We start from the raw sequence: 20,948 nt of genomic DNA, 5'->3' as shown, positions 1-20,948 counted from the left end.
CCGTTGTCCCCGCTCTCCCTTCCTATTTGGAGTTCCAGCCATGACCGTCAACAACGCCGAACGCCGCAGTGTCCAGTCGGAATCCACTGCCGTCGATAGTAAAGACGTTGCAGACGTTGATGACTGGGATCCGGACAGCGAACTCAGTCCACTTTCCAAGGCTGTGATCGCCACCGCAGTCGGACTGGGGTTGCTGATCGCGGCATTCGCGGTGATCGGGAAGCTCGCCGGCTGGGCGAACGACTACGGGACGATCCTGGTTTACCTGGCATTCTTCTTGTGGATGTCGATCTCCGGACGGTTGTTCTGGTGGGGCGCCGACAAACTCATCGCGCTACTCCGAACGAAGAAGAGTGACAATCGTGGTGCGCACCGGTGAAGTCCGGTAGACGACTTCGCCGGACTCTCGCGGGAGTGCTTGCCGCCGGGGCGCTGTTGACCGGAGCGGCCGGAGCGATCGGTGCGGGAATCGCACTCTCCGCCGCTCCGGCGAACGCGACGCCGGAAGAAGACTGCGCGGCGGTGCGGGCACGTGATCATCAGATCTACCTGAATCTCATTGCGTCGCTGCCACCTGGTGCGCCCATCCCGCCAGAGATCATCAACCCGTGCCTGAGTGCGCCGTCCACGACGTCGACCACTGCGCCGACGACCACTGTCGGGCTCCCCGGTGCGCAGGCTCCAGGCGGTGGCCCAAATGTCGGGGCCAATGCTCCGACGAACTTTCCCACCTACAACGGCACCCCCATCGTCCCTGTGCCGACGATCGAGGTTCCGCCCATTGCTTCCGAGTCCCCGGCCTCGGAAACTGGTGTCGGTGCATTCCCCAATGCATCGGCATCAGCGGTTCCCTCACCCACACCCACCCCGGGTGAGGGAACCACCACCGATCGTGGTCCCGGACCGATCCCCACGGATTCGGATTCGAATACCGCACCGGCCCAAACGGTTCCGGACCCGGCAGCAGATGTTTCCACCGACGGGGAGGACTCGGGCCGTGACCGGTATCTCGAACTCACCCTGATCGGCGCTGCAGCGTTCACCGCTGCGGGTATCGGAGTGCGCGGGCGGCCGGGACCTTTCAGCCCCCGCACGCCCGAATCAGTACTCTCCCAGGCGGTCGGGACTGTCGCGTCGCCGTTGACTGCGTACGCACCTGGCGGGCAGTCCTCGTTGCGGGTGTTCGATCCGATCACCGGCGGAAGCCGGTTCTTCTTCCTGATCCACGACGAAACGTCGTCGCACGAATCCGTGATTCCGGTGACGGTGCCGCCCGGCGGTCACATGAGCGTCAACCCCGATGGCACGGTCACCGTCTTCGACGCCGACGGAAACCCGGTCTCGACAATCGATGCCCCGTGGGCGTACGACGCCAACGGCACACCCATCCCGACGCACTACGAGATCCGGGACGGGCAACTCGTCCAGGTCGTCGACACCGCAGGCATAGAGAACCTGCTGTACCCGATCCTCGCCGACCCGGAGCTGACACCGGAAGAACGTGCTGCGCTCGAAGCGCAGGCGAACTTCATCGGCCCGATGACCCCGGAGGGCGAACAAGCACGCCGGGACGCACAAAACGTCCTCGCCGCCAACCCTCCGGAGTCGGCGGATTCAGACCTCGGCCAGCTCATGGTCGGTGACCCCAACCACGAGGTCTCCGAACCACCGATCGCCGAAACAGGAACCGGAAACCCTGTCGGCGACGCGATACTCGCCGATCAAACGCAGGAGCCGATCACTTCGAACATCGGCGGGCAGGACTACACCACAGAACCTGCGGACCCAGCGGATTCAGACCTCGGCCAGCTCATGGTCGGTGACCCCAACCACGAGGTCTCCGAACCACCGATCGCCGAAACAGGAACCGGAAACCCTGTCGGCGACGCGATACTCGCCGATCAAACGCAGGAGCCGATCACTTCGAACATCGGCGGGCAGGACTACACCACAGAACCTGTCGTCACTGACACCTCCTTCACGGACGAAAACGGAACCAACTGGTCCGGCACACCCTCGAAGGTGCCGAACGTGTGGAGTTGGACGTACACCGACGCGCAGGGAGAAGAGCACGACCTGCAGGTCACCTACGACGAGCAGGGACGTCCCTACCAGGTTTTCGACCATTCCAACTCGGAACTGTCCCTGTACGACTGGAGCACCGGCGAACCAGTTCGGATAGGCGACGCGCAGCATCTGGACCCCGGTGTCGCTTACGATCAGCCTTACACCGGCGAGATCATGAGCTTCGTTCTCCCACCATTGCGTGGGGGGCGTCTGATTGCTGGCGCAGTCCGGGCCGAAGACCTGATCGTCTCGAACCGGACAGCACCGACCCGCCCCCCGGCTACTTCACCGGCTGTTCCGGCGCAGAGTGTTCCCCGGCCGGGCACAGTGCCACCGCGCGGCATACCCGTCATCGACGGCACCGTTCCACCTGCCGAACATGACCAACCCACGATCCCTTCCGTGAATGAACCTGCACGCCCGGATCCCACGATTCCGGAACCCTCGCAACCCACTTCGCCCGGCGATCCCGATCGTGGCGAGTGGGAATCACCCTCGCCCGGTGAGGTTGCTGATCCGGGGTCGAACCCAGAACCGAAGGCTCCCTCGCCAGGTCACGTCGAGGAACCGAGTGTGCCGACTTTGCCCGATGTCGGTCATGTGCCGGTGAATCCGGATGCTCCCGGCGCTCCGCAGCAACCCGGACCACCGGAATTCGACCCCTTCGCCACCGATCCGAGCACGATCGAGCAGCCAGGTGTTATTCCAGGTCCGACAGACCGGCCGACTGTCGCTACCCCGCCGCTACAGCCCGATTCTGGCGAACCAGGCGTATCGCTTCCGATTACCAACACGCAGACGGATCCTGGCGGAATCGAAACCGGTGAACCCGCAGACGTTCCTGCAGGTCGTATTCCGATACTCGGAGATCCTGAGGGCGGTCACGGTATTTGGGACAACGCCTATCCATCAGAGATCGCGTCGATGTTCGACCAGAACGGCAATTTGACACCCAACGCAGCTTTTCAGCAGTTTGTTACCGGAGTTGACCCAGCGTTCACTTACTACCTTCCGGCGCCTTTCAGACCAACCGGGCGCATCAGTATCGACAACTGGATCCAAGAACTCAATATGCTTCAAGAGGTCAAAGGTAATTACGACATGCTGTTCAGACCGCATGTACCAGACTTCATGCGCGACAATATTGTCGATGGCATGCTTGAGCAAGCTGAGCGACAGGTCCGAGCCATAGCTCTTGCGGGCAGCGATGCACACCTCCAATGGGTGTTTCTGCAAGAACAAGCTGCGCAGATAATGGAGGATGCGTTCGACGAGGTCATCGGGCTGGAGAACATCAACATCATCGTATTTGGAGGGGAGTGAAGAGTGCCTACATCATCACTGCGCCGCAATCCTACGGCGGGCTTGACAGTGAAGGTCATTCCACGAAAGGGTGCGCCTGAAAGCGAGGCCGTCACGGCCGCGCTCGTTGCACGTTCGCTACGATTGCTTCGCGACATCGATCCTGTCTTCGACGTCGACTTGTACCAAACAGTAGGCGATGCCCTCCCCGACGGTGCCGGAGTCGAGCAAGCCTTGGCGTCGAATATCCGTCAGATCCTTGTACCTCCGACGGAAAAATCGATCGAAGCCGCATTGATCGAGCGCAGACGATCCCCTGATGCCACCGGCGGTATGTATCCCCTCTCATTGGGACGACATATGACCCTGTATTCACCCGCTGGAGACGTCAAAGTCGTTGTTAGTTTCGGGGGCACCTCAGGGTCCGGCGCATTCGCATGTGCCTTTGCCGACGAATCACTGATTTCGCTGGCATCGAAGCTCGTACAGGGACTAGCCGACATCTGGGACTCGCGTGTCACCGTGCTCTACCGCCGAACCGAATCATCGCCTCAGCGCAACGTACCGGGTGACGCAATCGTGGGCAGTTGCACCTACTTCGGTCCTGAGTTGCCGATCAAGGAAACGCAGCTCCCGCCCAGCGTGGAGGCATTTCCCTACCAGGACGGCACAATCGTCATCCAGAAGAATCTGTCCACGCCGTTAACCGTCGAGGACATCCGAAGCATCCGCGCAGCAGCAGGACTGCCGACCGAACGACCGGAGATTCCTCTACCCAAAGGTTTCAGACGGCTGTGAGCCCTACGTTGGGCGCACTCGGGGCTGCCTGCAGGTAGGATGGCGCGGACCGACCAGCCTGCCCGCAATTACTGCGCCACGATCCCGATCCGGCTACGCACCAGCTGATCGACGCTCCGGGTGGAGTGCCACCGCGCGGCATACCCGCCATGGACGGCACAGTTCCACCTGCCGAGCATGATCAACCCTCTGTTCCGTCCGTGAATGAACCTGCACGCCCGGATCCCGCGATTCCGGAACCCTCGCAGATAGTGCTTGATATTGAGGGATGATGTCCGGACTGCCAGGTAGGCCGGGGCTAATTGTGCGGATGATTCGTGGGTCGGTAGTGAGGCGGTCAGCGGAGACCATACCGTTTTCGAAGGCTGGCGGCCGGCTGCGGCCTTTGTCTATGGCGTCGAACCCTTCGGCGATCCAGTCGATGTGGGAGATTCCGGCGCGGTCGAAGGCGCTGGGAGGTGCATCACATACTTCCCCGAAAGTACGGAGGTACGAATGAATTCTGGAATCTAGTTCCCCTGCCCACTTCTATACATGCACTCTTCACTCGATGGTGGGAATTTTATGCCGATATCTATAACTGATGCGCTGGAGTCCTATTCCGACATCCAGCGGTTCCTAGTCCCGACGCATCCAGGCCGATCATTCGACATCTGCAACACCTACGACCCGCCGGCAGAGGCTGAAGAGGTGTCTCAGTATTGGAATCTAGATACCCTGCCGAGAGATCTCTTCGATTTATGGAGAAGCGCGAGAGAATGCAGACTTCACCACGATAGGGGCTCAGGAAAGGGTGGAATAACACTCCTTTCTCCGCCCAAAGCTCGAGAAGTTACGGAACGCGAGCTGGAATTCTGGGATGACGAGGATGGGCGCTTCTTGAAGAGTGACATAATAATCGGCACAATGGTGGTCGAGCCAGATTTCATTGTATTCGACACAAGAAAAAACGACTTCAATGTTCTGTTAGCTTCAACTCTCGACGGACGTGGGGACTGGCCTATCGTGGGGCGGAATATTTCCGACTTCTTGCTGCGTTATCGTGATTTACCTGGAGAAGGCCACTGGCAGCGCTCGATCGTTTGATGCACCGGAGAGCGAAGTTGGCTTCCATCCTCGAGGGAATCGATGGCTTGGCCATGGCGACCCCGAGGAAGGTGCGCGGTTCTGCATGGGAGCGGGTGTTGAAGGCTGCGGCGAGCAACCTTGGCCCATAGTGGGTTGTGGCACGATCTGGCACCCAGGGGGAGTTGATCCATTTACCAGTGCGATGGTGGTTCAATTCCATTGGGTTGGATCCCAAACCGAACCGGGAAGAGTTGACCTTCAGTCATGTGCCCCTGATGAGAGAATTCACGCCGGGCACTATCACCTTTCGGCAGAGTTCATATCAATCTGGTCCCACAGATTCTGGACCACCGAACATGCAGATGGACATCTTCGATACCCGCGGTGCTGCGGAGATCGTGCGCTGGTGGGCGCTCGGTCCGTCCACCAAGTTCTTTGCTGCACCGCCGCTTCCCGACTCGGTAGCTGCAGACGAGCAGGCTTATGCCGACCGCAAGGAAGAGCCTTGCCGGGATTGGATGATTTCGGCTGGACTGCGGGTGATAGCTGACACCGGTTCGCCAATCGAGGTCATCGACAGCGTCCTCTGGGAGTTGGCTCGCCGTGACGTCGGTGGCCACGTCCAAAGTTTCTGACGAGAATTTCGCGCGGTCGCGGAAAACAGAGACCGACTAGCGACATTGCAGTGGCTGGACGAAGAAAGACGTCGTTCTGTAAAGGATGCATACGGGCTTCGGGATTCTGCGTTTGCCGATGTGATTTTCCGTACTGAGGACTCGTAGCCGAGGGAAGTAGGCGTGAGGGAGTGGAATCGGATGGATCGCGCGCCGCGTCGGAGAAACCGCTGTCGGTGCGCACAATCGCTCCTTTTCGTCTACCAAATAATATGAATGGTCCTTTATGGCAAGCATGCACATGAGCGATGACAAGCCTAAGCCACCGAAATCGGTCACTGAGGTCCTTGAGTCCCTGGGAATGGACCGGGATCAATTGCGGGAGATGGCGAAAGATGCGATCGCAGACTTGACTCCGAAAAAGGGGAGAGGCGCTGCGTGGGAGAAGGTGTTGGGAGCGGCGGTTGAGAAGCTCGGGCCGAACTGGACGATCATCGGGAGCGGGTTGCGAGCCAAGCTGCTGCACACTCCGGTGCGATGGTTTTTCGACACCGTCGGGATCGATCCGATTCCCAACCGTGAGAAACTGACGATTACTCACCTACCACTCATCGAACCCCTCGATCCCGGAACACTCACTGAGTGGCAGGACCACTACGACAGCAGGCATAGCGGACACGACTACCACGGCCGCCAGATTGATATCTTTGATACCGTCTCCGCTGCCGAGCTAGTGATCTGGTGGGCTGAGGGGCCAGCATCCGACCTGTTCGACGCACGATCGGTGGAGGCACTCACCCCACTCCGTGAGAAGCAGTACCTTGAGCGCAGTCAGTCGGGTCCAGCACGCTGGACAATCTTGGCGGGGCTGCGTGTGATCACTGACACCGGTTCACCGCTCGAGGTTATCGACAACGCAATTGAATACTTCCGCGGCCGGGTTGCCGACCCGATAGCTCCACTTGTGATGTTCTGGACGCAGTTTCGTGAGGTCGCTGCTGCCGGTGATCGAGAGAGGACACTGTGGTGGCTCGACGAGCATCGACGTGCCACGGTGCGTGAGCACTACCCGTTACCGGATTCGGTGTTCGCCGACGTTCTCGAAGACCTGGGCGACGGCTAGCCATGTGACAGCAAAGATCTCGAATTTGCTTCGACCACAACGCTTCAAGAGGAGAATTCAATGGACCACTGGGTCGTCGTCCCGGAACAGCCAGGGTTTGTCGGGGATCGCACAGTTGTCGATGCCGCAACCTCGCCGCCGACGGTAGAGAGGGCGCACTTCGTGTTCACCCGGCAACCTACCGACGGACTGATCGGCGCCGGACCGCTGGTGTTGGCGGACCGTGAGACCGCGGAAGCGCTTGAGGACAACGTCTTCGGTGAAGTGTCCCTTCATCCGGCTGACCTCGATACGGACCCGGCGTCGGGGTTGTTGCGGGTTCCCGACTTTGTGTGGTGTCAGGTGCATGGGCAAGCGGGGATGCTCGATATCGGCCTGACCGAGGACGGCCGCCTGGTGATGTCGGGGCAAGCGTTGCTGGTGTTCCACTCTTTCGGTGGCGGCATCGACAACGCCACCATCTCCGAATGGCTCGGCTGAACCAACTTGCCCAACATATGCTTTGCCGTGGTGAAACTATGTGATGGCATGCCTTGAGCGCAGCGCGCTCCCCCAAGTCGCCGTGATCGAGGAACTACCCACTGACACGTTGATCCGGTTGGGAGACAAGCCTATGCACGTCGGTGCCGCCGACATCGTGGCAGTGCGCGCAGTGTCGGGCTATGGAGATCAGGTCGGATTGGAAAGGACGGGGCGATGAGCTTTTTCGGGCGGCGGCCGACGGTAGCCGGATATTGGGGCACGCGGGTGCAGTCGAGTCAGGAAGTGGCGCAGACGATGCGCGCTTTCCTCGACGACCTGGAAGCGATCGACCCGGAGTTGGCGTTGTCGTTGGTCTCGACTGCCGAGTTCGACAAGGTGCCAGCAGATCTCAGTGTGGACGGGTTGGTGCGAATCTTCGAGCATTCCCGCTCGAAGGAGATGGGGTATTCGGACACCCCGGGACCGGGTTACGACATCGACTTGTCGCCCGAGGACGGGACCGCGCGCCGGGTCGGTGCCTGGGTCGGCGGGCTGGAAACCAGTGCTCCCAACAGTGTCCGGGTGTCGTTGCCGACGGAGAAGCAGCTCACCGACAGTACCCGGCGGTTGCTCGACCCGGATATCGGAGACGCGATCGTGAGAGTGATCGTCAAGCATTGGGATCCGGATCGGGCTCGGTGGAGCATCGGCGACTACATTGATCTTCAGAAGCGGTCGAAAGCTGAGGTCGAGGTGGGATGGGAAACATACTTCCATTCAGGAGTTACGTTCGATCGCAGCGCGCTGCCCCAATCTGCGGTGGTGGAGGAACTGCCCATTGGCACGTTGATTCGGTTGGGGGACAAGCCAATGGAGGTCGCTGCCGCCGACATCGTGGCGGTGCGGACGGCGTTGGGTTACCCGGTGTAGGCCACGCAACGGGTCCGGAGTTCACCATTGCATCAGACGTCGAGAAATGTGTTAACCGGATGGCCTGCTTCGCCTTTCGATAGTATTGCCAGATGGCACCCCGAGCCGACTTGCTCGCGTGGCTCCTCGATTCGGATCCGGCGATTCGGTGGCAGGTGGAGCGCGACCTGCTGAACGAAGCGCCCACTGTGTGGGCGGCGACGCGCGCGTCGATCGCTACCAAAGGATTTGGTGCACGCCTGCTTTCATTGCAGGATCGAGACGGCCAATGGGCGGGTGGGGCGTTCTTCCCGGCTGAATTCGACTTCGTGGGACCCGAAGCAGCAGAAGAAGGTTCGCAACCCTGGACGGCAACAACCTGGACGCTCAACTCATTGCGTGAGTGGGGCCTCGACGCCAGTGTTCTGCGGGAGCGTCGTACCGCAGAACTGCTCGCGGAAAACTGTCGCTGGGAGTACGAGGGCCGGCCGTACTGGGACGGTGAGGTCGATTGCTGCATCAACGCCTGGACGGTGGCAAACGGTGTGTGGCTCGACATGCGCGTTGATGAACTGGCTGATTGGTTTGTGCGGCATCAACTTCCGGATGGTGGTTGGAACTGCGAGTGGATCGAAGGTTCGACCCGATCGTCGTTCCATTCGACCCTCAATTCACTCAAAGGGCTTCTCGCGTACGAGATCGCGACCGGGGGAACAATTGAGACGCGCGCGGCTCGACGATCCGGTGAGGAATTCTTGCTGCAGCGCGGTCTGTTCCGGAGACTCTCGACCGGGGAACCGGTGGGGGACTGGATCGGCCGGTTCGCGTACCCGTTCCGGTGGCGTTACAACGTGCTCAACGCAGCCGACTACTTCCGCGAAGCGTCGTTGTCGGATGGAAATGAGCCTGATCCGCGAATGGCGGACGCGATCGAGATGATCCGGGCCGCTCGAGCCTCGGATGGGACGTGGCTCCAGGCCGGTCGCCAACCGGGGCGGGTGTGGTTCGAGGTCGACACAAAGGCGGGGGAGCCGTCGAAGTGGCTGACTTTGTCCGGCATCCGAGTGCTCGCCTGGTGGGATCAATCCTCCCCTCTAGGGTTCTGCATAACAAAAGAGTTACAGCGAAAGTCATTTCACCTTCAAAGGTTATCGAAAGGTGATCTTTGATCTTCCAGTCGAAATATCCAGTACGGATTAAGAACATATTAACGACAGGATTGCCCTCAGTGCGGTGAAGGTTAATCATCTGAACAGGTGAGAAGATGTTCGGTGAAATTACCTACCCGATTGGATAGGCGGGTCACCGACGTTGGTAATCGCATAAGGTGCTCGCGATTGTCTTGGTTAGGGAGCTAAGTCCCGAGCTGGAAACGGCATTTCTGCTCCGAAAGTGGCGCTCACCTGCGGCTACGTTCCCCATTTTGCAGGACTTAAACCACTTTCGGCGAGATTTAGTCTCGCAATTGCAGGTTGTGGAGCGTCCGCAATGTTTAGGCAAAGTCCCATTTTTTCCCAGAACAATGCTCTACTAAACGTGAAAACCGGATGTTCCCCCGATTTTGCTGAGAAGGTGCAAACATGGGGCGTAGCGTAACTGTCGCAGCGAACCGGAACATCGCGAATTGCTGCTCTAACCAATGACTTTGTTCAGGTCCGAATAATGCTCGGAGGTCGTCGATGTCGATGGAAATGGTGTTAGCCGAAGCAGTGATAGACAGTGGGGACACGGCGTGGGTGCTGATCTCCGCGGGTCTGGTTCTCTTCATGGTTCCCGGACTCGCCTTCTTCTACGCCGGTCTGGTGCGTGGTAGCAGTGCGCTCGTCATGTTGCAGCAGAACCTCGTCCCACTCGGACTCGTCTCGATTACCTGGGTCGTGTTCGGATACAGCTTCGCGTTCAGTGGAGACTGGGGTTCCGGCTTCCTCGGTGACCTCAAATTGTTCGGCTTGCAGGACATACACACAGCCGCCGCCCCGGGCTTCCACCTGATCGAAGGTGCAGTCGCGGTACCGACTCTGGCGTTCGTGGTCTATCAGATGATGTTCGCGATCATCACGCCCGCGCTGATCACCGGTGCGACCGCAAACCGGCTCAAGCCCTTGGGCTGGGCCGTTCTGCTCGTGCTGTGGTCGATCATCGTCTACCCCCCGATTGCGCACTGGCTCTTCAATCCCGAAGGCTGGTTGGCGCTCCGCGGAGCTCAGGACTGGGCCGGCGGAATTGTCGTCCACGCATCCGCCGGCGCCGCCGCCCTGGCAATCTTGCTGGTGGTAGGTAAACGTCCGGGATGGCCCAACGCCGAGGCAGTCCCGCACTCGGTGCCTCTGGCGTTGATCGGCGCAGGCATCCTGTGGTTCGGCTGGTTCGGATTCAACGCGGGCGACGGATTGGCTGCCGATGGTGTTGCGGCACAGGCCTTGATGAACACTCACATCGCCGCAGCGGGCGGTATGGTCGTCTGGCTCGTCATCGAAAGGTACACCGAGGGCAAGGCCACGGCGATCGGCGGAATCACCGGCGCGGTAGCCGGTCTCGCGACCGTCACCCCTTGCGCCGGCTTCGTCAGCACCTTCTCCGCGTTGGCGATCGGCGCGCTTGCCGGACTGGTCTGCCACTTCGCGCTCGCGCTCAAGTCGATCTTCAAGTTCGACGACGCGCTCGACGTCATCGCGGTCCACTTCATCGGCGGCATCCTCGGTTCACTCCTTCTCGGTTTGTTCGGCGAAAAAGCCATCAATTCGATCGGCCGCGACGGACTCTTCTTCGGCGGCGGGGCAGGACTACTCGGCGAGCAGGCGCTGGCGTTGATCGTCGTCATCGCTTTCTCGTTCGTGGTGACCTGGCTGATCGCCACGGGCATCGAGAAGACCATCGGTCTCAAGCTGGCCCCGAAAGACCAGGTGGACATCGACCGTCGTCAGCAAGGCATGGACGCATACCGCTACAACGCCGCATTCGTCGACGCAGGTGGTGCGCCGCAGACCAGCGGGTTCGACTCGGGGGTCCTGGTCGAGGGGGCAAAACTTGTTCCGAACCTCGGCGCCCCGAAGCACGAACTCATCACCGCGGTATTGCAGACCATCGAGTCCGAGAAGCTACGGGAGGCGCTGCTGGCTGCCGGAGCGGAGTCGATAGTCGTATCGGAAGCGCATGTCTCCGCGAGTGACTCGGCCTCGCTCAAGTTCCGCGGACAACGCAACGACGTCGTGTTCACCGAGCGGTTGCGTGTCGAGGTGCTGGTCGCCTCGGAACATGCCCAGGCGGTTCTGGACGCGATCAACGAGTACTCGGGCGGCAGGAGGAGCGGTTTCGTCCAGCAAGCGGCCGAACCACTCACCGAAGCGACGGAACAGGGGAGCTGACATGTATTCGACGACAGGGAGTTACCGCATGATCGACAAGGAGCGTTCGGAATGCATCTGACACCGCGAGAACTCGACAAGCTGACAATTCTCATGTTGGCGGATGTCGCACTGAGGCGAAAGGCCAAGGGGCTCAAACTCAACCATCCGGAGTCCGTCGCAGTCATCACTGCAGCCGCCCTGGAGGGAGCTCGGGAGGGCAAGACGCTCGAGGAGGTCATGGCCGACGCATCGCACGCCTTGACGGTCGACGACGTGATGGACGGTGTCGCGGAGATGATTCCGCGTGTGCAGGTCGAGGCGGTGTTCCTCGACGGTAGCCGGCTCGTCACCGTGCACTCTCCGATCCAGTAGCCCGACCGAGATGTCAGGAGCACTCCAAGATGGCAAGCAAATCGACGAAGAAGGATTCCGGCGGCGAGAAGAAAGTACCGGTCGGCGGATACGTGTTGCGGGACGAGCCGATCGAACTCAACGAGGGCCGTCCACGTTTGAAGTTGCGAGTCCGAAACACCGGTGACCGTCCCATCCAGGTGGGTTCGCACTACCACTTCATGGAAGTTAATCGCGCGTTGTCCTTCGATCGGGAACAGTCCTTCGGCTGGCGCCTCGATATTCCAGCGGGCACGGCGGTCAGATTCGAGCCGGGCGACGAGAAGGAAGTGACGTTAGTGCCGTTCGGCGGCAAGCAACGGGTTCAAGGCTTCAACGGACTTGTCGACGGTTGGGCGCCGACCCACGCCGCCTACCGCCCTCGGCTTCCCGGAGCCGTCCAGCGTGCCGAAGAACTCGGCTTTCTGTCCGAACCTCAAACCGACTGATTCTCGTTCACGGCGGACGAAGGAGAGCAACACCCATGACAAGCATTTCGAGACAAGAGTATTCAGGTCTGTTCGGGGTCACCACGGGTGACCAGATCAGACTGGGCAATACCGACCTGTACATCGAGGTCGAGGAAGATCTTCGAACCATCGGAGACGAGTCGATCTACGGCGGCGGCAAGACGCTGCGCGACGGCATGGGCCAGGATCCGGAGTCGTGCAGCATCGACGGTGCGCTCGACCTCGTGATCACCAACGTGGTCATCGTCGATGCGACCATCGGGGTCGTCAAAGCGGACGTGGGAATCAAGGACGGCAAGATCGTCGGCTGGGGCAAGGCGGGAAACTCCAGCACGATGGAAGGCGTCACTCCGGGGCTGACCACCGGTCCGGCGACCGACGCGATCTCCGGTGAGCAGATGATTCTCACTGCCGCCGGCATCGATCCGCACGTGCACCTCGTGTCACCACAACAGGCGTACCACGCACTCAGTGGGGGAGTGACGACGCTGATCGGTGGTGGTATCGGCCCGACCGACGGAACCAACGGCACCACCATCACTTCCGGTATCTGGAACATGGAGATGATGCTCAAGGCCAACGAGGGTTTGCCGGTCAACGTATGCATGCTGGGCAAGGGCAACTCGTCCGGGCATCAGTCGTTGGTCGAACAGATCAAGGCCGGTGCGGCCGGACTGAAGGTCCACGAGGACTGGGGCGCAACCCCGGCCACAATTCGTGAGTCTCTGCGGGTGGCAGACGAAATGGACGTTCAGGTCGCCATTCACACGGATACACTCAACGAGGCCGGATACGTCGAGGACACCATCGCGGCCTTCGAAGGCCGTACCATTCACACCTATCACAGCGAGGGCGCGGGCGGCGGTCACGCACCCGACATTCTGCGGGTGACGGGAGAGGACAACGTACTTCCGGCGTCGACCAATCCGACGTTGCCGTACGGCATCAATACTCAGGCCGAACTCTTCGACATGATCATGGTCTGTCACAACCTCAATCCCAAAGTGCCCTCCGATGTTTCGTTTGCCGAGTCCCGCGTTCGCGCCGAGACGATCGGGGCCGAGAACGTACTGCAGGACATGGGCGTCATCTCGATGTTCTCGAGTGACTCACAGGCGATGGGCCGCGTCGGAGAAAACTGGCTACGCGCGATCCAAACAGCGGACTGCATGAAGCGGTCCCGCGGGAAGCTGCCCGAGGATTCGCCGACGCACGACAACTTCCGCGTGTTGCGTTACGTCGCGAAGGTCACGATCAATCCCGCGTTGACGTTCGGTCTTTCGCATGTGGTCGGGTCGATCGGTGTCGGGAAGATGGCGGATCTTGTTCTCTGGGAGCCCGCATTCTTCGGTGCGAAGCCGAAGACGATCATCAAGAACGGTCTGATCAGCTGGCACGCCATGGGAGATCCGAATGCGTCGCTCCCGACACCACAACCGGTGATCTACCGGCCGATGTTCGGTGGATTCGGCAAGGCGTTGCCGCAGAGTTCGGTCTCGTTCGTCTCGCGAGCGGCACTCGACGACGGCATCAAGGACCGGCTCGGTCTCGAACGTCAGGTTGTTGCTGTCGAGGGGACCAGAACAGTCACCAAGCGTGATCTGGTTCGCAACTCGGCCACTCCGGAAATCAAGGTGGACCCGGAGACCTTCGCGGTGACTGCGGACGGCGTCCACGCATACGTCGAACCTGCCGAATCCATTCGCTTGAACCAACTTTACTTCTTCAGTTAGGGGTCTCCAGTGTCGGGAACAATCACACACACGCACGGCGCCGATGCGACGCCACACACGCACGGCGAGATGACCGCGCCGAGCGGAAAGCCGACGCGAGTCGACGCGCTGCTCGGGAAGGAGACCGACGAGGAGTGGGCCGGTCGACTCGACAATGCGGTAGTCGACGTCTTGTCGCTCGATCAGTGGGAAGCGCAGAAGAGTCGGTTACGACGCACCACGATCGGTGGCCGTGAATTGGCCGTCTCGCTCGATCGGGGTATTCAGTTGCAGGACGGCGACATTCTGCTGTGGGACGAGCCGGTGAACACCGTCGTCGTGGCGAGGATCAACCTCAAGGACGTGTTGGAGATCGACCTGAGCGCACTGGTCGACGTGACGCCCGAGAAGATGATTCAGACGTGCTTGGAGTTGGGACATGCCGTGGGTAACCAGCACTGGCCTGCGGTGGTGAAGGGAATGAAGGTCTACGTTCCGTTGACGGTCGACAAGGCGGTCATGGGCTCGGTGATGCGGACACATGCTTTCGAGGGCATCGAGTACACCTTCATCCCGGGCGCCGAGGTCATTCCCTACATCGCTCCACACGAGGCACGCCGTTTGTTCGGTGCGGCCGCGCGTGAGGGCGAGGGGCATACCCATGACCCTCTCGTCTGAGGGATCCGGGCTCAGCATCAACCGCGCGATGCGGATGATGCAGTTTTCCGATTCCATGTTCCCGGTCGGTTCCTTCTCGTTCTCCAACGGTTTGGAATCGGCCGTGGCGCAAGGAATTGTCACGGGCGGTCCGTCGCTGCGGGAGTTTGTGCTCTCGGCCACCCGTCAGGGTGCGACGTGCGACGGTATCGCCGTACTCGCGGCGCACCGGGGCGCGACCGCCGGTGACTTCTCGGCGATCCTCGCCGCTGATCATGCAGTGATCGAACGCAAGCTCAACGAAGAAGCACGCACGATGAGTACCCGGATGGGTAAGAAGTTGGCCGAACTCGGCGGGCGCTTGGCCGGTGAGACCCTGTTCAACAAGTGGTTGGCCGCGATCGCATCGGGGGAGACGCCGGGTACCTACCCCGTCGGCCTCGGAATTGCTTTCGCGGAGATGGGTTCTCCGGAGGAGGACGCTTTCACGGTCAATCAGTACGGTGTCGCGATGACGTTGCTCGGCGCTGCCCTTCGCATCGTCCGAGTAGATCACCTTGCGACACAGGAGATTCTGTTCGAGGTCAATCAGAGCGCCGGCCGTGAGTACGCCGCAGTGCGTGATTACGGACTCGACGACATGTCCAATTTCGCCCCGATGATCGACATTCTGGCTGCGGTTCACGTCAAGGCGCACGTCCGAATGTTCATGAACTAGAAGGAGAACGATGAAGAAGACAACGCGCATCGGAATCGGCGGACCCGTGGGTTCGGGTAAGACCGCACTCATCGAGGCGATCACGCCGGAGTTCATCAAGCGGGGCACCAGCGTTCTGATCATCACCAACGACGTGGTCACCACCGAAGATGCCAAGCATGTGCGCAAGGCTCTCAAAGGTGTTCTCGTGGAGGAACGCATCGTCGGCGTCGAGACGGGGGCCTGTCCGCACACCGCCGTTCGCGAAGACCCGAGTATGAACCTCGCGGCCGTCGAGGACATGGAGAAGACGTTCCCAGACACCGACGTGGTCTTCATCGAAAGTGGTGGCGACAACCTCACACTGACGTTCAGCCCGGCTCTCGTCGACTTCTTCATCTACGTCATCGACGTAGCCGCAGGCGACAAGATTCCGCGTAAGAACGGTCCGGGAATCTCGCAGTCCGACATCCTGGTCATCAACAAGACCGATCTCGCACCGTACGTCAACGCCGATCTCGGAGTCATGGATCGCGACTCCAAGGGAATGCGGGGAGACAAGCCGTTCGTCTTCACCAATTGCATGACCGGGGAAGGCATCAAGGAAGTGGTGGACCTCATCGTGCACGGAGTCCTCTTCGACGAAGAGGAAGTGGGAGCGAGCGCACCGTGAGCGCACCGCCCGTCCCGGGAGCATCGCGGGCGCTCCCGGGTCCGATCCCGACCATCCCGGAACTCGACCAGTACCAGGACCAACCGAAGCAGGCTCCGGCCGGCAAGGTCGGGAAGACCGGCGTTCTCGAGATGCGATTTGTCGACCGTGGCGACAAGACGATTCTGCGGGACATGTACCGCAAGACACCGCTGCTGGTTCAGCAGGCGCTGTACTGGGACGAAGCGTTGCCGACCATGCCGTGCGTCTACATGATCTCGACGTCCGGCAGTGTGTTGCAAGGCGATCGACTGTTCCTGACCATCGAGATGGAACCGGGTTCCCTCGCGCACGTGACCACTCAGTCGGCCACCAAGGTTCACCGGATGGACGCCAATCACGCGTCGCAACTCCAGAAAGTGGTGCTCGCGGAGAATTCGTATCTCGAACTGATGCCGGGGGTGACGATCCCACACCGCAACGCGAGGTACTACGCGCGCACCGACATCACGGTGGATCCGACTGCAACGCTGTTGTTCTCGGAGATCGTGATGTCGGGTCGCAAGTACCACGACGGCGGAGAGATGTTCGTCTACGACCTGTACTCCACAATGATCAAGGCGGAGCGTCCGGACGGGACGAACCTCTTCACCGAGAAGTTGGTGATCGAACCGGCACGCTTCCCCGTGCGATACGGCGGAATCATGGGTGACCACGACGTGTTCGGCAATGTCATCTTGTTGACGCCGAAGGAGCACGCCGACGCGATTCTCGAAGAGGTAGTTCCGGGCCGTGACGGCAAGGTCGTTTCCGGAGCGAGTCGGCTACCGAACGACGCCGGTCTCATCTTCAAAGTCCTCGGTCCGGAGAGCGAACCCGTCAAGGCGAAGGTTCGTGATTTCTGGGCTCTGGTGCGAAAGGCAGTTCTGGACACCACCATTCCGCCCGTCCCGCTCTGGGGATGACGCGGATCGTCGGATATGGATCGAGGGACGTGCGATGACCACCATCACCAAACCCTGGGACGACGTCGCGGACAAGAACGTCGTGCTCAGATTCATCGACACCAATCTCAAAGGCTCCGGGCAGGTGATGTTCCAGGGCAATGCGCTGACGGGCCTGCTGTTTCTGGTCGGTATCTTCTGGGGAGCGATAGCCGCGGACACGATCACCGTCGCGATCGGTGCCGTGGTGGGTCTGGTGGTATCCACCGTCACCGGCATGATGCTGCACTCCGACGACGATTCGATGCGTATCGGCCTGTACGGATACAACGGAATTCTTGTGGGAGCTGCCTTTCCGACGTTCCTTGCCGGTGGCGTGATGCTGTGGATCTACCTCGTGGTGGGAGCTGCCGCGTCGACCATCGCGTTCCTGGCTGTCGCCAATGTCTTCAAGACGTGGGGCGTACCGGCGCTGACCTTTCCGTTCAACCTCGTCAACTGGTTTTTCCTCCTCGCGGCGTTCCAGTTCCTGCGGATCGAAACGTCGGACCTCAGCGCCGGCCAGTTTCCCCAGCACATCGGGGACTCGTCGGTTCATGCCGACATCACTTTCAACTTCCTGTGGGACACGCTGTTTCGCAACGTCTCCCAGATCTTTCTGATCAACAACACCGTCACCGGTATTATCTTCGTGATCGCGCTGCTGGTCGCGTCGCGTTGGGCGGCGTTGTTCGCGCTCATCGGTTCCGCGATAGCGATGGGTTCGGTACTGGCGCTGGGTGCCAACACCGTCGACATCGGGAATGGTCTCTACGGGCTCAGTTCGGTGCTGACGGCAATTGCTCTCGGATCGGTGTTCTACAACCCGTCGTGGCGTGTGTTCGTCTACACCGTCTTCGGAGTGTTGGTCACTGTTGTCATCCACGGCACGCTGGTGTCTGCGTTCGCTCCGATCAGCCTGCCGGCCGGAACGGGCCCGTTCGTCTTCGCGACGTGGCTGTTCCTGCTGCCGAAGAAGAAGTTCGTTCCCATCCAGCACGACACCATCGAGGGCGGAGCGGCCGAAGGCAAGGATTCGATCGCAAAGGCGAACGGCTAGACGGGCCGAATTGGCGAGGCGCCCGTACGCTGGGGCACACCGATGAGTTGATCCGATCGCCCCGCCACTCTCGAAGGAACGCACCTAAATGACAGACTCCAGCGCCCCTCGCATCCATCTCGGCCCCGTCGAGGATCCGCACATTGCCGACGGAATTCGCGGAGTCGGTGGGGTTCTCGTTCCACTCGCCGAGGCAGAGGGCGTGGTCTGGGTACATGGTCCGGACACGTTCCCGTCGTCGCTACCTGACTCGGTTCGTTGGGTGCAGTTGCCCTTCGCCGGGATCGAGCCATGGTTCGATGCCGACGTGATCGACGACAAGCGGGTCTGGACGTCCGCTGCCGGGGCTTACGCGGGCAATGTGGCCGAACATACGATGATGCTCCTCCTCGCCGGAGTGCGTTCTCTCCCCGAACAATTGGCGGCGCAGTCGTGGCGAAAAGAAGAGTTCGATCCACGGGTGGGCACCTTGCAGGGCTCGACAGTGGCGATCATCGGTTGCGGCGGAATCGGCCGTGCGCTGATCCCGTACCTCGCCGCGTCCAAGGTCAGAATCATCGCCGTCACCCGCTCGGGAACCCCCGTCGAAGGTGCCTCCGAAACGCTCTCGGCCGATCGAACCGGTGAAATCTGGTCCCAGGCGGATCACTTCGTGATCGCAGCACCGTCGACGTCCGCGACGCGGCATCTGGTCGGCAAGGCTGCATTGGACCAGATGTCGGAGTCGAGCTGGATCGTGAACATCGCACGCGGCAACCTGGTCGACACGGACGCGCTGGTCGATGCTCTCGAAGCTGGTTCGATCGGCGGGGCGGCACTGGACGTCACCGACCCCGAGCCGCTGCCGGACGGGCACCGGTTGTGGAAGCTGCCCAACGCGATCATCACGCCGCACGTCGCCAACCCGGCTACGACGCTCACGCGTGTGCTGGCAGATCACGTGGCCGCCAACGTCGCTCGATTCGCTGCGGGTGAGGACCTTGCTGCGGTAATCGATCCGTCGGCGGGCTACTGAACCGACAGAACACGCAAATCCTCGAGACCGTCCACGACGGGAACGCGCCACGAGGCAAGCTCTTCCGGTCCCTGCTCGTCCCACAGTTCGAACAGTTCCGAATCGGTCGAGGAGATGGTGCGCTCCACCATCTCGATCAGCCAGGTGAGCCGTTCGCTGGTCAGGGCCGAGGTGAAGGAATCGAGATCGAGGTCCTGGGCGGCGGGGTCGCGTTTGCGATCGGCGCGCACGATCAACACCAATTCGAGCAAGGCGACGGCGATTTGGCCGCCGTCCACCTCGAGGTAGTCGTCCTCGAATGCCCACTCCACCGATTCGAAGGTGAAGTCACCGTGTCCGATGGACGCGATCAAATCCCCTGCACCGTCGTTATCGAACGGTCCCGATCCCCACGCGCCCACTGTCTACTCTTTTCCGATTGCCGTGTCAGCGCGCTTCGAGCGCGATCTTCGCTCCGAATCCTAGAAGAACTGTTCCGGTTATGCGCTCGAGTGCCTGTCGCACTCGGGGCTTCTCGAAGGTGCTACGCGCTCGCGAGAGAAGGACCACGTAGCCACTGAGCCACACGATGGTGATCGCTGCGTGGATGAGCACCAGCAGCGCAAGCGATGGTCCCGTCGGCCACCCGGCCGGAACCAGCTGCGGCAGCAGTCCGGTGTAGAAGACGGCGATCTTGGGGTTGAGCAGGTTGGTGGTGAAGCCCGTCTTCCACGTTCCGGCCTTCTGCGACCGTGGAGCGTCGGCATTGTGTTGCATCCGCGACGTCCGGCTCTCCCACAGTGTTCGCACACCGAGATAGATCAGATATGCAGCACCGGCGAGCTTGACGACGGTGTACGCCTCCGCCGACGCGGCCAGGATCGCCGACAGTCCGAGGACGGTCAGCAGGCCCCACACCAGAAGGCCCGAGACGATGCCGGCCGCTACCCGGAATCCGGCGGATCTGCCGGCGCCGAGAGCAGCCTGTGTCACGACGGCCATGTCGGGCCCCGGGACCAGGGTCAGTAGGGCGAGCACAGCTGTGGCGGCGAGGAGAGCGGTCAGCATGCACCAAGTATGAAGCCGGGGTGGGGAGCGTTCTCGGTCGGTGGTGTCGTCCCTGTGAACAAAGAGTGGCGCGGTGGAGTGAACTGCATGGACACGCCCGGAAACCGCTGTCGTGCCCGGCATGTTCGTCAAAGTTATGCACACTGTGGGGAAACGAAAAGATGCAGGTAGAAGGAATGACTTCGGTGTAATTCATTCTTTAGTCCACAGGTTATGCACAACTGGGAAGTGGATGTGAATGAAGTTATCCACACCTGTGTGTGCATCGGTGGAAAACTGTCCAACTCCATCGGATACCCGCGAGTAATAAATCCCAACCAGTGGGTTGACCCCGGGACGTTCGTCCTGTCCAATCAAGGGTTAGCGATAGTCGTGCGATGCTCAGGGGGCGCTTGACGGATGCGGAGATTTGGGTTTGTCGGGATTGTGTTGGTCGTGCTCGCGCTTGTTGTGGGCGGAGTGGCGTATGCCGAACCGGCGCCCGAAAATCCACCAGGAGATCTGACAGGTCAGACCGGGGCTCACATCAATCGCATCGAGCAATTGTCGCCCACTCGTAGCGCCGTGTTCGTCGA

General features: G+C 60.7%; 23 protein-coding genes. 21 read left to right on the top strand and 2 right to left on the bottom strand.

Annotated elements, in window-relative coordinates; genetic code table 11:
• Nucleotides 1–40 precede the first annotated feature (40 nt).
• The 21 genes from ACKAMS_RS06895 to ACKAMS_RS06795 all read left to right on the top strand — a co-directional run bounded on the left by ACKAMS_RS06895 (nucleotide 41) and on the right by ACKAMS_RS06795 (nucleotide 19,326).
• On the top strand, nucleotides 41–379 hold the full coding sequence (locus ACKAMS_RS06895; protein WP_029254242.1) for a hypothetical protein: 339 nt from the start codon (nucleotides 41–43) through the stop codon (nucleotides 377–379).
• A complete protein-coding gene (locus ACKAMS_RS06890; RefSeq protein WP_408988794.1) occupies nucleotides 376–3,390 on the top strand; it encodes a Tox-REase-5 domain-containing protein in 3,015 nt (1,004 codons plus the stop codon). The genes ACKAMS_RS06895 and ACKAMS_RS06890 overlap by 4 nt, the downstream gene beginning before the upstream one ends.
• A 3-nt stretch (nucleotides 3,391–3,393) precedes the next feature.
• Nucleotides 3,394–4,167, top strand: a complete 774-nt coding sequence (locus tag ACKAMS_RS06885) for a hypothetical protein (RefSeq protein WP_020905821.1) — start codon at nucleotides 3,394–3,396, stop codon at nucleotides 4,165–4,167.
• 365 nt (nucleotides 4,168–4,532) lie between these two features.
• Nucleotides 4,533–4,751 (top strand): HNH endonuclease signature motif containing protein, encoded by a 219-nt coding sequence (locus tag ACKAMS_RS06880; protein WP_080910531.1) that lies wholly within the window; start codon nucleotides 4,533–4,535, stop codon nucleotides 4,749–4,751.
• Entirely contained in the window at nucleotides 4,702–5,253 is a 552-nt protein-coding gene (locus tag ACKAMS_RS06875) for a hypothetical protein (protein ID WP_133053432.1), read from the top strand. The genes ACKAMS_RS06880 and ACKAMS_RS06875 overlap by 50 nt, the downstream gene beginning before the upstream one ends.
• A 338-nt stretch (nucleotides 5,254–5,591) precedes the next feature.
• On the top strand, nucleotides 5,592–5,870 hold the full coding sequence (locus ACKAMS_RS06870; protein WP_029254246.1) for a hypothetical protein: 279 nt from the start codon (nucleotides 5,592–5,594) through the stop codon (nucleotides 5,868–5,870).
• A gap of 340 nt (nucleotides 5,871–6,210) precedes the next feature.
• Nucleotides 6,211–6,972 carry a hypothetical protein gene (locus ACKAMS_RS06865; RefSeq protein WP_408988793.1) on the top strand — a complete coding sequence of 254 codons (762 nt, stop codon included), beginning with the start codon at nucleotides 6,211–6,213 and terminating at the stop codon, nucleotides 6,970–6,972.
• Nucleotides 6,973–7,032: 60 nt separating this feature from the next.
• Nucleotides 7,033–7,452, top strand: a complete 420-nt coding sequence (locus tag ACKAMS_RS06860; protein WP_060939554.1) for a hypothetical protein — start codon at nucleotides 7,033–7,035, stop codon at nucleotides 7,450–7,452.
• Nucleotides 7,453–7,495: 43 nt separating this feature from the next.
• Nucleotides 7,496–7,672 carry a hypothetical protein gene (locus ACKAMS_RS06855; RefSeq protein WP_166655149.1) on the top strand — a complete coding sequence of 59 codons (177 nt, stop codon included), beginning with the start codon at nucleotides 7,496–7,498 and terminating at the stop codon, nucleotides 7,670–7,672.
• Nucleotides 7,669–8,364 (top strand): Imm52 family immunity protein, encoded by a 696-nt coding sequence (locus ACKAMS_RS06850; protein ID WP_238076858.1) that lies wholly within the window; start codon nucleotides 7,669–7,671, stop codon nucleotides 8,362–8,364. The genes ACKAMS_RS06855 and ACKAMS_RS06850 overlap by 4 nt, the downstream gene beginning before the upstream one ends.
• Nucleotides 8,365–8,456: 92 nt before the next feature.
• Nucleotides 8,457–9,512 (top strand): squalene cyclase, encoded by a 1,056-nt coding sequence (locus ACKAMS_RS06845; protein ID WP_230691743.1) that lies wholly within the window; start codon nucleotides 8,457–8,459, stop codon nucleotides 9,510–9,512.
• Between the two features lie 510 nt (nucleotides 9,513–10,022).
• Nucleotides 10,023–11,708, top strand: a complete 1,686-nt coding sequence (amt, locus tag ACKAMS_RS06840) for an ammonium transporter (protein ID WP_007731720.1) — start codon at nucleotides 10,023–10,025, stop codon at nucleotides 11,706–11,708.
• 51 nt (nucleotides 11,709–11,759) lie between these two features.
• On the top strand, nucleotides 11,760–12,062 hold the full coding sequence (locus ACKAMS_RS06835) for an urease subunit gamma (RefSeq protein WP_007731718.1): 303 nt from the start codon (nucleotides 11,760–11,762) through the stop codon (nucleotides 12,060–12,062).
• A 29-nt stretch (nucleotides 12,063–12,091) separates the two neighbouring features.
• Entirely contained in the window at nucleotides 12,092–12,529 is a 438-nt protein-coding gene (locus ACKAMS_RS06830) for an urease subunit beta (RefSeq protein ID WP_003943812.1), read from the top strand.
• Nucleotides 12,530–12,564: 35 nt separating this feature from the next.
• On the top strand, nucleotides 12,565–14,283 hold the full coding sequence (locus ACKAMS_RS06825; protein ID WP_003943847.1) for an urease subunit alpha: 1,719 nt from the start codon (nucleotides 12,565–12,567) through the stop codon (nucleotides 14,281–14,283).
• 9 nt (nucleotides 14,284–14,292) lie between these two features.
• Nucleotides 14,293–14,940 carry an urease accessory protein UreE gene (ureE, locus tag ACKAMS_RS06820; protein WP_084324979.1) on the top strand — a complete coding sequence of 216 codons (648 nt, stop codon included), beginning with the start codon at nucleotides 14,293–14,295 and terminating at the stop codon, nucleotides 14,938–14,940.
• The gene (locus ACKAMS_RS06815; RefSeq protein ID WP_084324980.1) at nucleotides 14,924–15,637 is read left to right on the top strand and encodes an urease accessory protein UreF; all 714 of its coding nucleotides are present in this window, start codon (nucleotides 14,924–14,926) and stop codon (nucleotides 15,635–15,637) included. Before ureE ends, ACKAMS_RS06815 begins: the two co-directional genes overlap by 17 nt.
• A 10-nt stretch (nucleotides 15,638–15,647) precedes the next feature.
• Nucleotides 15,648–16,289, top strand: a complete 642-nt coding sequence (ureG, locus tag ACKAMS_RS06810) for an urease accessory protein UreG (protein WP_007731713.1) — start codon at nucleotides 15,648–15,650, stop codon at nucleotides 16,287–16,289.
• Complete coding sequence (locus tag ACKAMS_RS06805; protein ID WP_408988792.1) at nucleotides 16,286–17,233, top strand: urease accessory protein UreD; 948 nt, start codon at nucleotides 16,286–16,288, stop codon at nucleotides 17,231–17,233. Before ureG ends, ACKAMS_RS06805 begins: the two co-directional genes overlap by 4 nt.
• Before the next feature lie 34 nt (nucleotides 17,234–17,267).
• A complete protein-coding gene (gene yut / locus ACKAMS_RS06800) occupies nucleotides 17,268–18,311 on the top strand; it encodes an urea transporter (RefSeq protein ID WP_060939557.1) in 1,044 nt (347 codons plus the stop codon).
• A gap of 88 nt (nucleotides 18,312–18,399) precedes the next feature.
• Nucleotides 18,400–19,326 carry a D-isomer specific 2-hydroxyacid dehydrogenase family protein gene (locus ACKAMS_RS06795; protein ID WP_211918615.1) on the top strand — a complete coding sequence of 309 codons (927 nt, stop codon included), beginning with the start codon at nucleotides 18,400–18,402 and terminating at the stop codon, nucleotides 19,324–19,326.
• On the opposite strand, the gene ACKAMS_RS06790 is transcribed toward ACKAMS_RS06795, so the two are convergent.
• On the bottom strand, nucleotides 19,320–19,727 hold the full coding sequence (locus ACKAMS_RS06790) for a DUF4259 domain-containing protein (RefSeq protein WP_020968164.1): 408 nt from the start codon (nucleotides 19,725–19,727) through the stop codon (nucleotides 19,320–19,322). The two genes, ACKAMS_RS06795 and ACKAMS_RS06790, sit on opposite strands and share 7 nt — an antisense overlap.
• A 25-nt stretch (nucleotides 19,728–19,752) precedes the next feature.
• Nucleotides 19,753–20,373 (bottom strand): LysE family translocator, encoded by a 621-nt coding sequence (locus tag ACKAMS_RS06785; protein WP_046377763.1) that lies wholly within the window; start codon nucleotides 20,371–20,373, stop codon nucleotides 19,753–19,755.
• Nucleotides 20,374–20,948: the final 575 nt, after the last annotated feature.

The organism is Rhodococcus sp. 5A-K4, from assembly GCF_046097995.1.
Classification (GTDB): Bacteria; Actinomycetota; Actinomycetes; order Mycobacteriales; family Mycobacteriaceae; genus Rhodococcus_F; species Rhodococcus_F erythropolis.
This window is presented reverse-complemented; position numbering and strand designations above follow the sequence as displayed.

What these genes read in the sequence shown, in the direction of transcription:
- ACKAMS_RS06895 (WP_029254242.1), top strand. Translation starts at nt 41, where the DNA reads ATGACCGTCAACAACGCCGAACGCCGCAGTGTCCAGTCGGAATCCACT.
- ACKAMS_RS06875 (WP_133053432.1), top strand. Translation starts at nt 4,702, where the DNA reads ATGCACTCTTCACTCGATGGTGGGAATTTTATGCCGATATCTATAACT.
- ACKAMS_RS06870 (WP_029254246.1), top strand. Translation starts at nt 5,592, where the DNA reads ATGCAGATGGACATCTTCGATACCCGCGGTGCTGCGGAGATCGTGCGC.
- ACKAMS_RS06865 (WP_408988793.1), top strand. Translation starts at nt 6,211, where the DNA reads ATGGACCGGGATCAATTGCGGGAGATGGCGAAAGATGCGATCGCAGAC.
- ACKAMS_RS06860 (WP_060939554.1), top strand. Translation starts at nt 7,033, where the DNA reads ATGGACCACTGGGTCGTCGTCCCGGAACAGCCAGGGTTTGTCGGGGAT.
- ACKAMS_RS06855 (WP_166655149.1), top strand. Translation starts at nt 7,496, where the DNA reads ATGGCATGCCTTGAGCGCAGCGCGCTCCCCCAAGTCGCCGTGATCGAG.
- ACKAMS_RS06850 (WP_238076858.1), top strand. Translation starts at nt 7,669, where the DNA reads ATGAGCTTTTTCGGGCGGCGGCCGACGGTAGCCGGATATTGGGGCACG.
- ACKAMS_RS06845 (WP_230691743.1), top strand. Translation starts at nt 8,457, where the DNA reads ATGGCACCCCGAGCCGACTTGCTCGCGTGGCTCCTCGATTCGGATCCG.
- amt (WP_007731720.1), top strand. Translation starts at nt 10,023, where the DNA reads ATGTCGATGGAAATGGTGTTAGCCGAAGCAGTGATAGACAGTGGGGAC.
- ACKAMS_RS06835 (WP_007731718.1), top strand. Translation starts at nt 11,760, where the DNA reads ATGCATCTGACACCGCGAGAACTCGACAAGCTGACAATTCTCATGTTG.
- ACKAMS_RS06830 (WP_003943812.1), top strand. Translation starts at nt 12,092, where the DNA reads ATGGCAAGCAAATCGACGAAGAAGGATTCCGGCGGCGAGAAGAAAGTA.
- ACKAMS_RS06825 (WP_003943847.1), top strand. Translation starts at nt 12,565, where the DNA reads ATGACAAGCATTTCGAGACAAGAGTATTCAGGTCTGTTCGGGGTCACC.
- ACKAMS_RS06815 (WP_084324980.1), top strand. Translation starts at nt 14,924, where the DNA reads ATGACCCTCTCGTCTGAGGGATCCGGGCTCAGCATCAACCGCGCGATG.
- ureG (WP_007731713.1), top strand. Translation starts at nt 15,648, where the DNA reads ATGAAGAAGACAACGCGCATCGGAATCGGCGGACCCGTGGGTTCGGGT.
- yut (WP_060939557.1), top strand. Translation starts at nt 17,268, where the DNA reads ATGACCACCATCACCAAACCCTGGGACGACGTCGCGGACAAGAACGTC.
- ACKAMS_RS06795 (WP_211918615.1), top strand. Translation starts at nt 18,400, where the DNA reads ATGACAGACTCCAGCGCCCCTCGCATCCATCTCGGCCCCGTCGAGGAT.
- ACKAMS_RS06785 (WP_046377763.1), bottom strand. Translation starts at nt 20,373, where the DNA reads ATGCTGACCGCTCTCCTCGCCGCCACAGCTGTGCTCGCCCTACTGACC.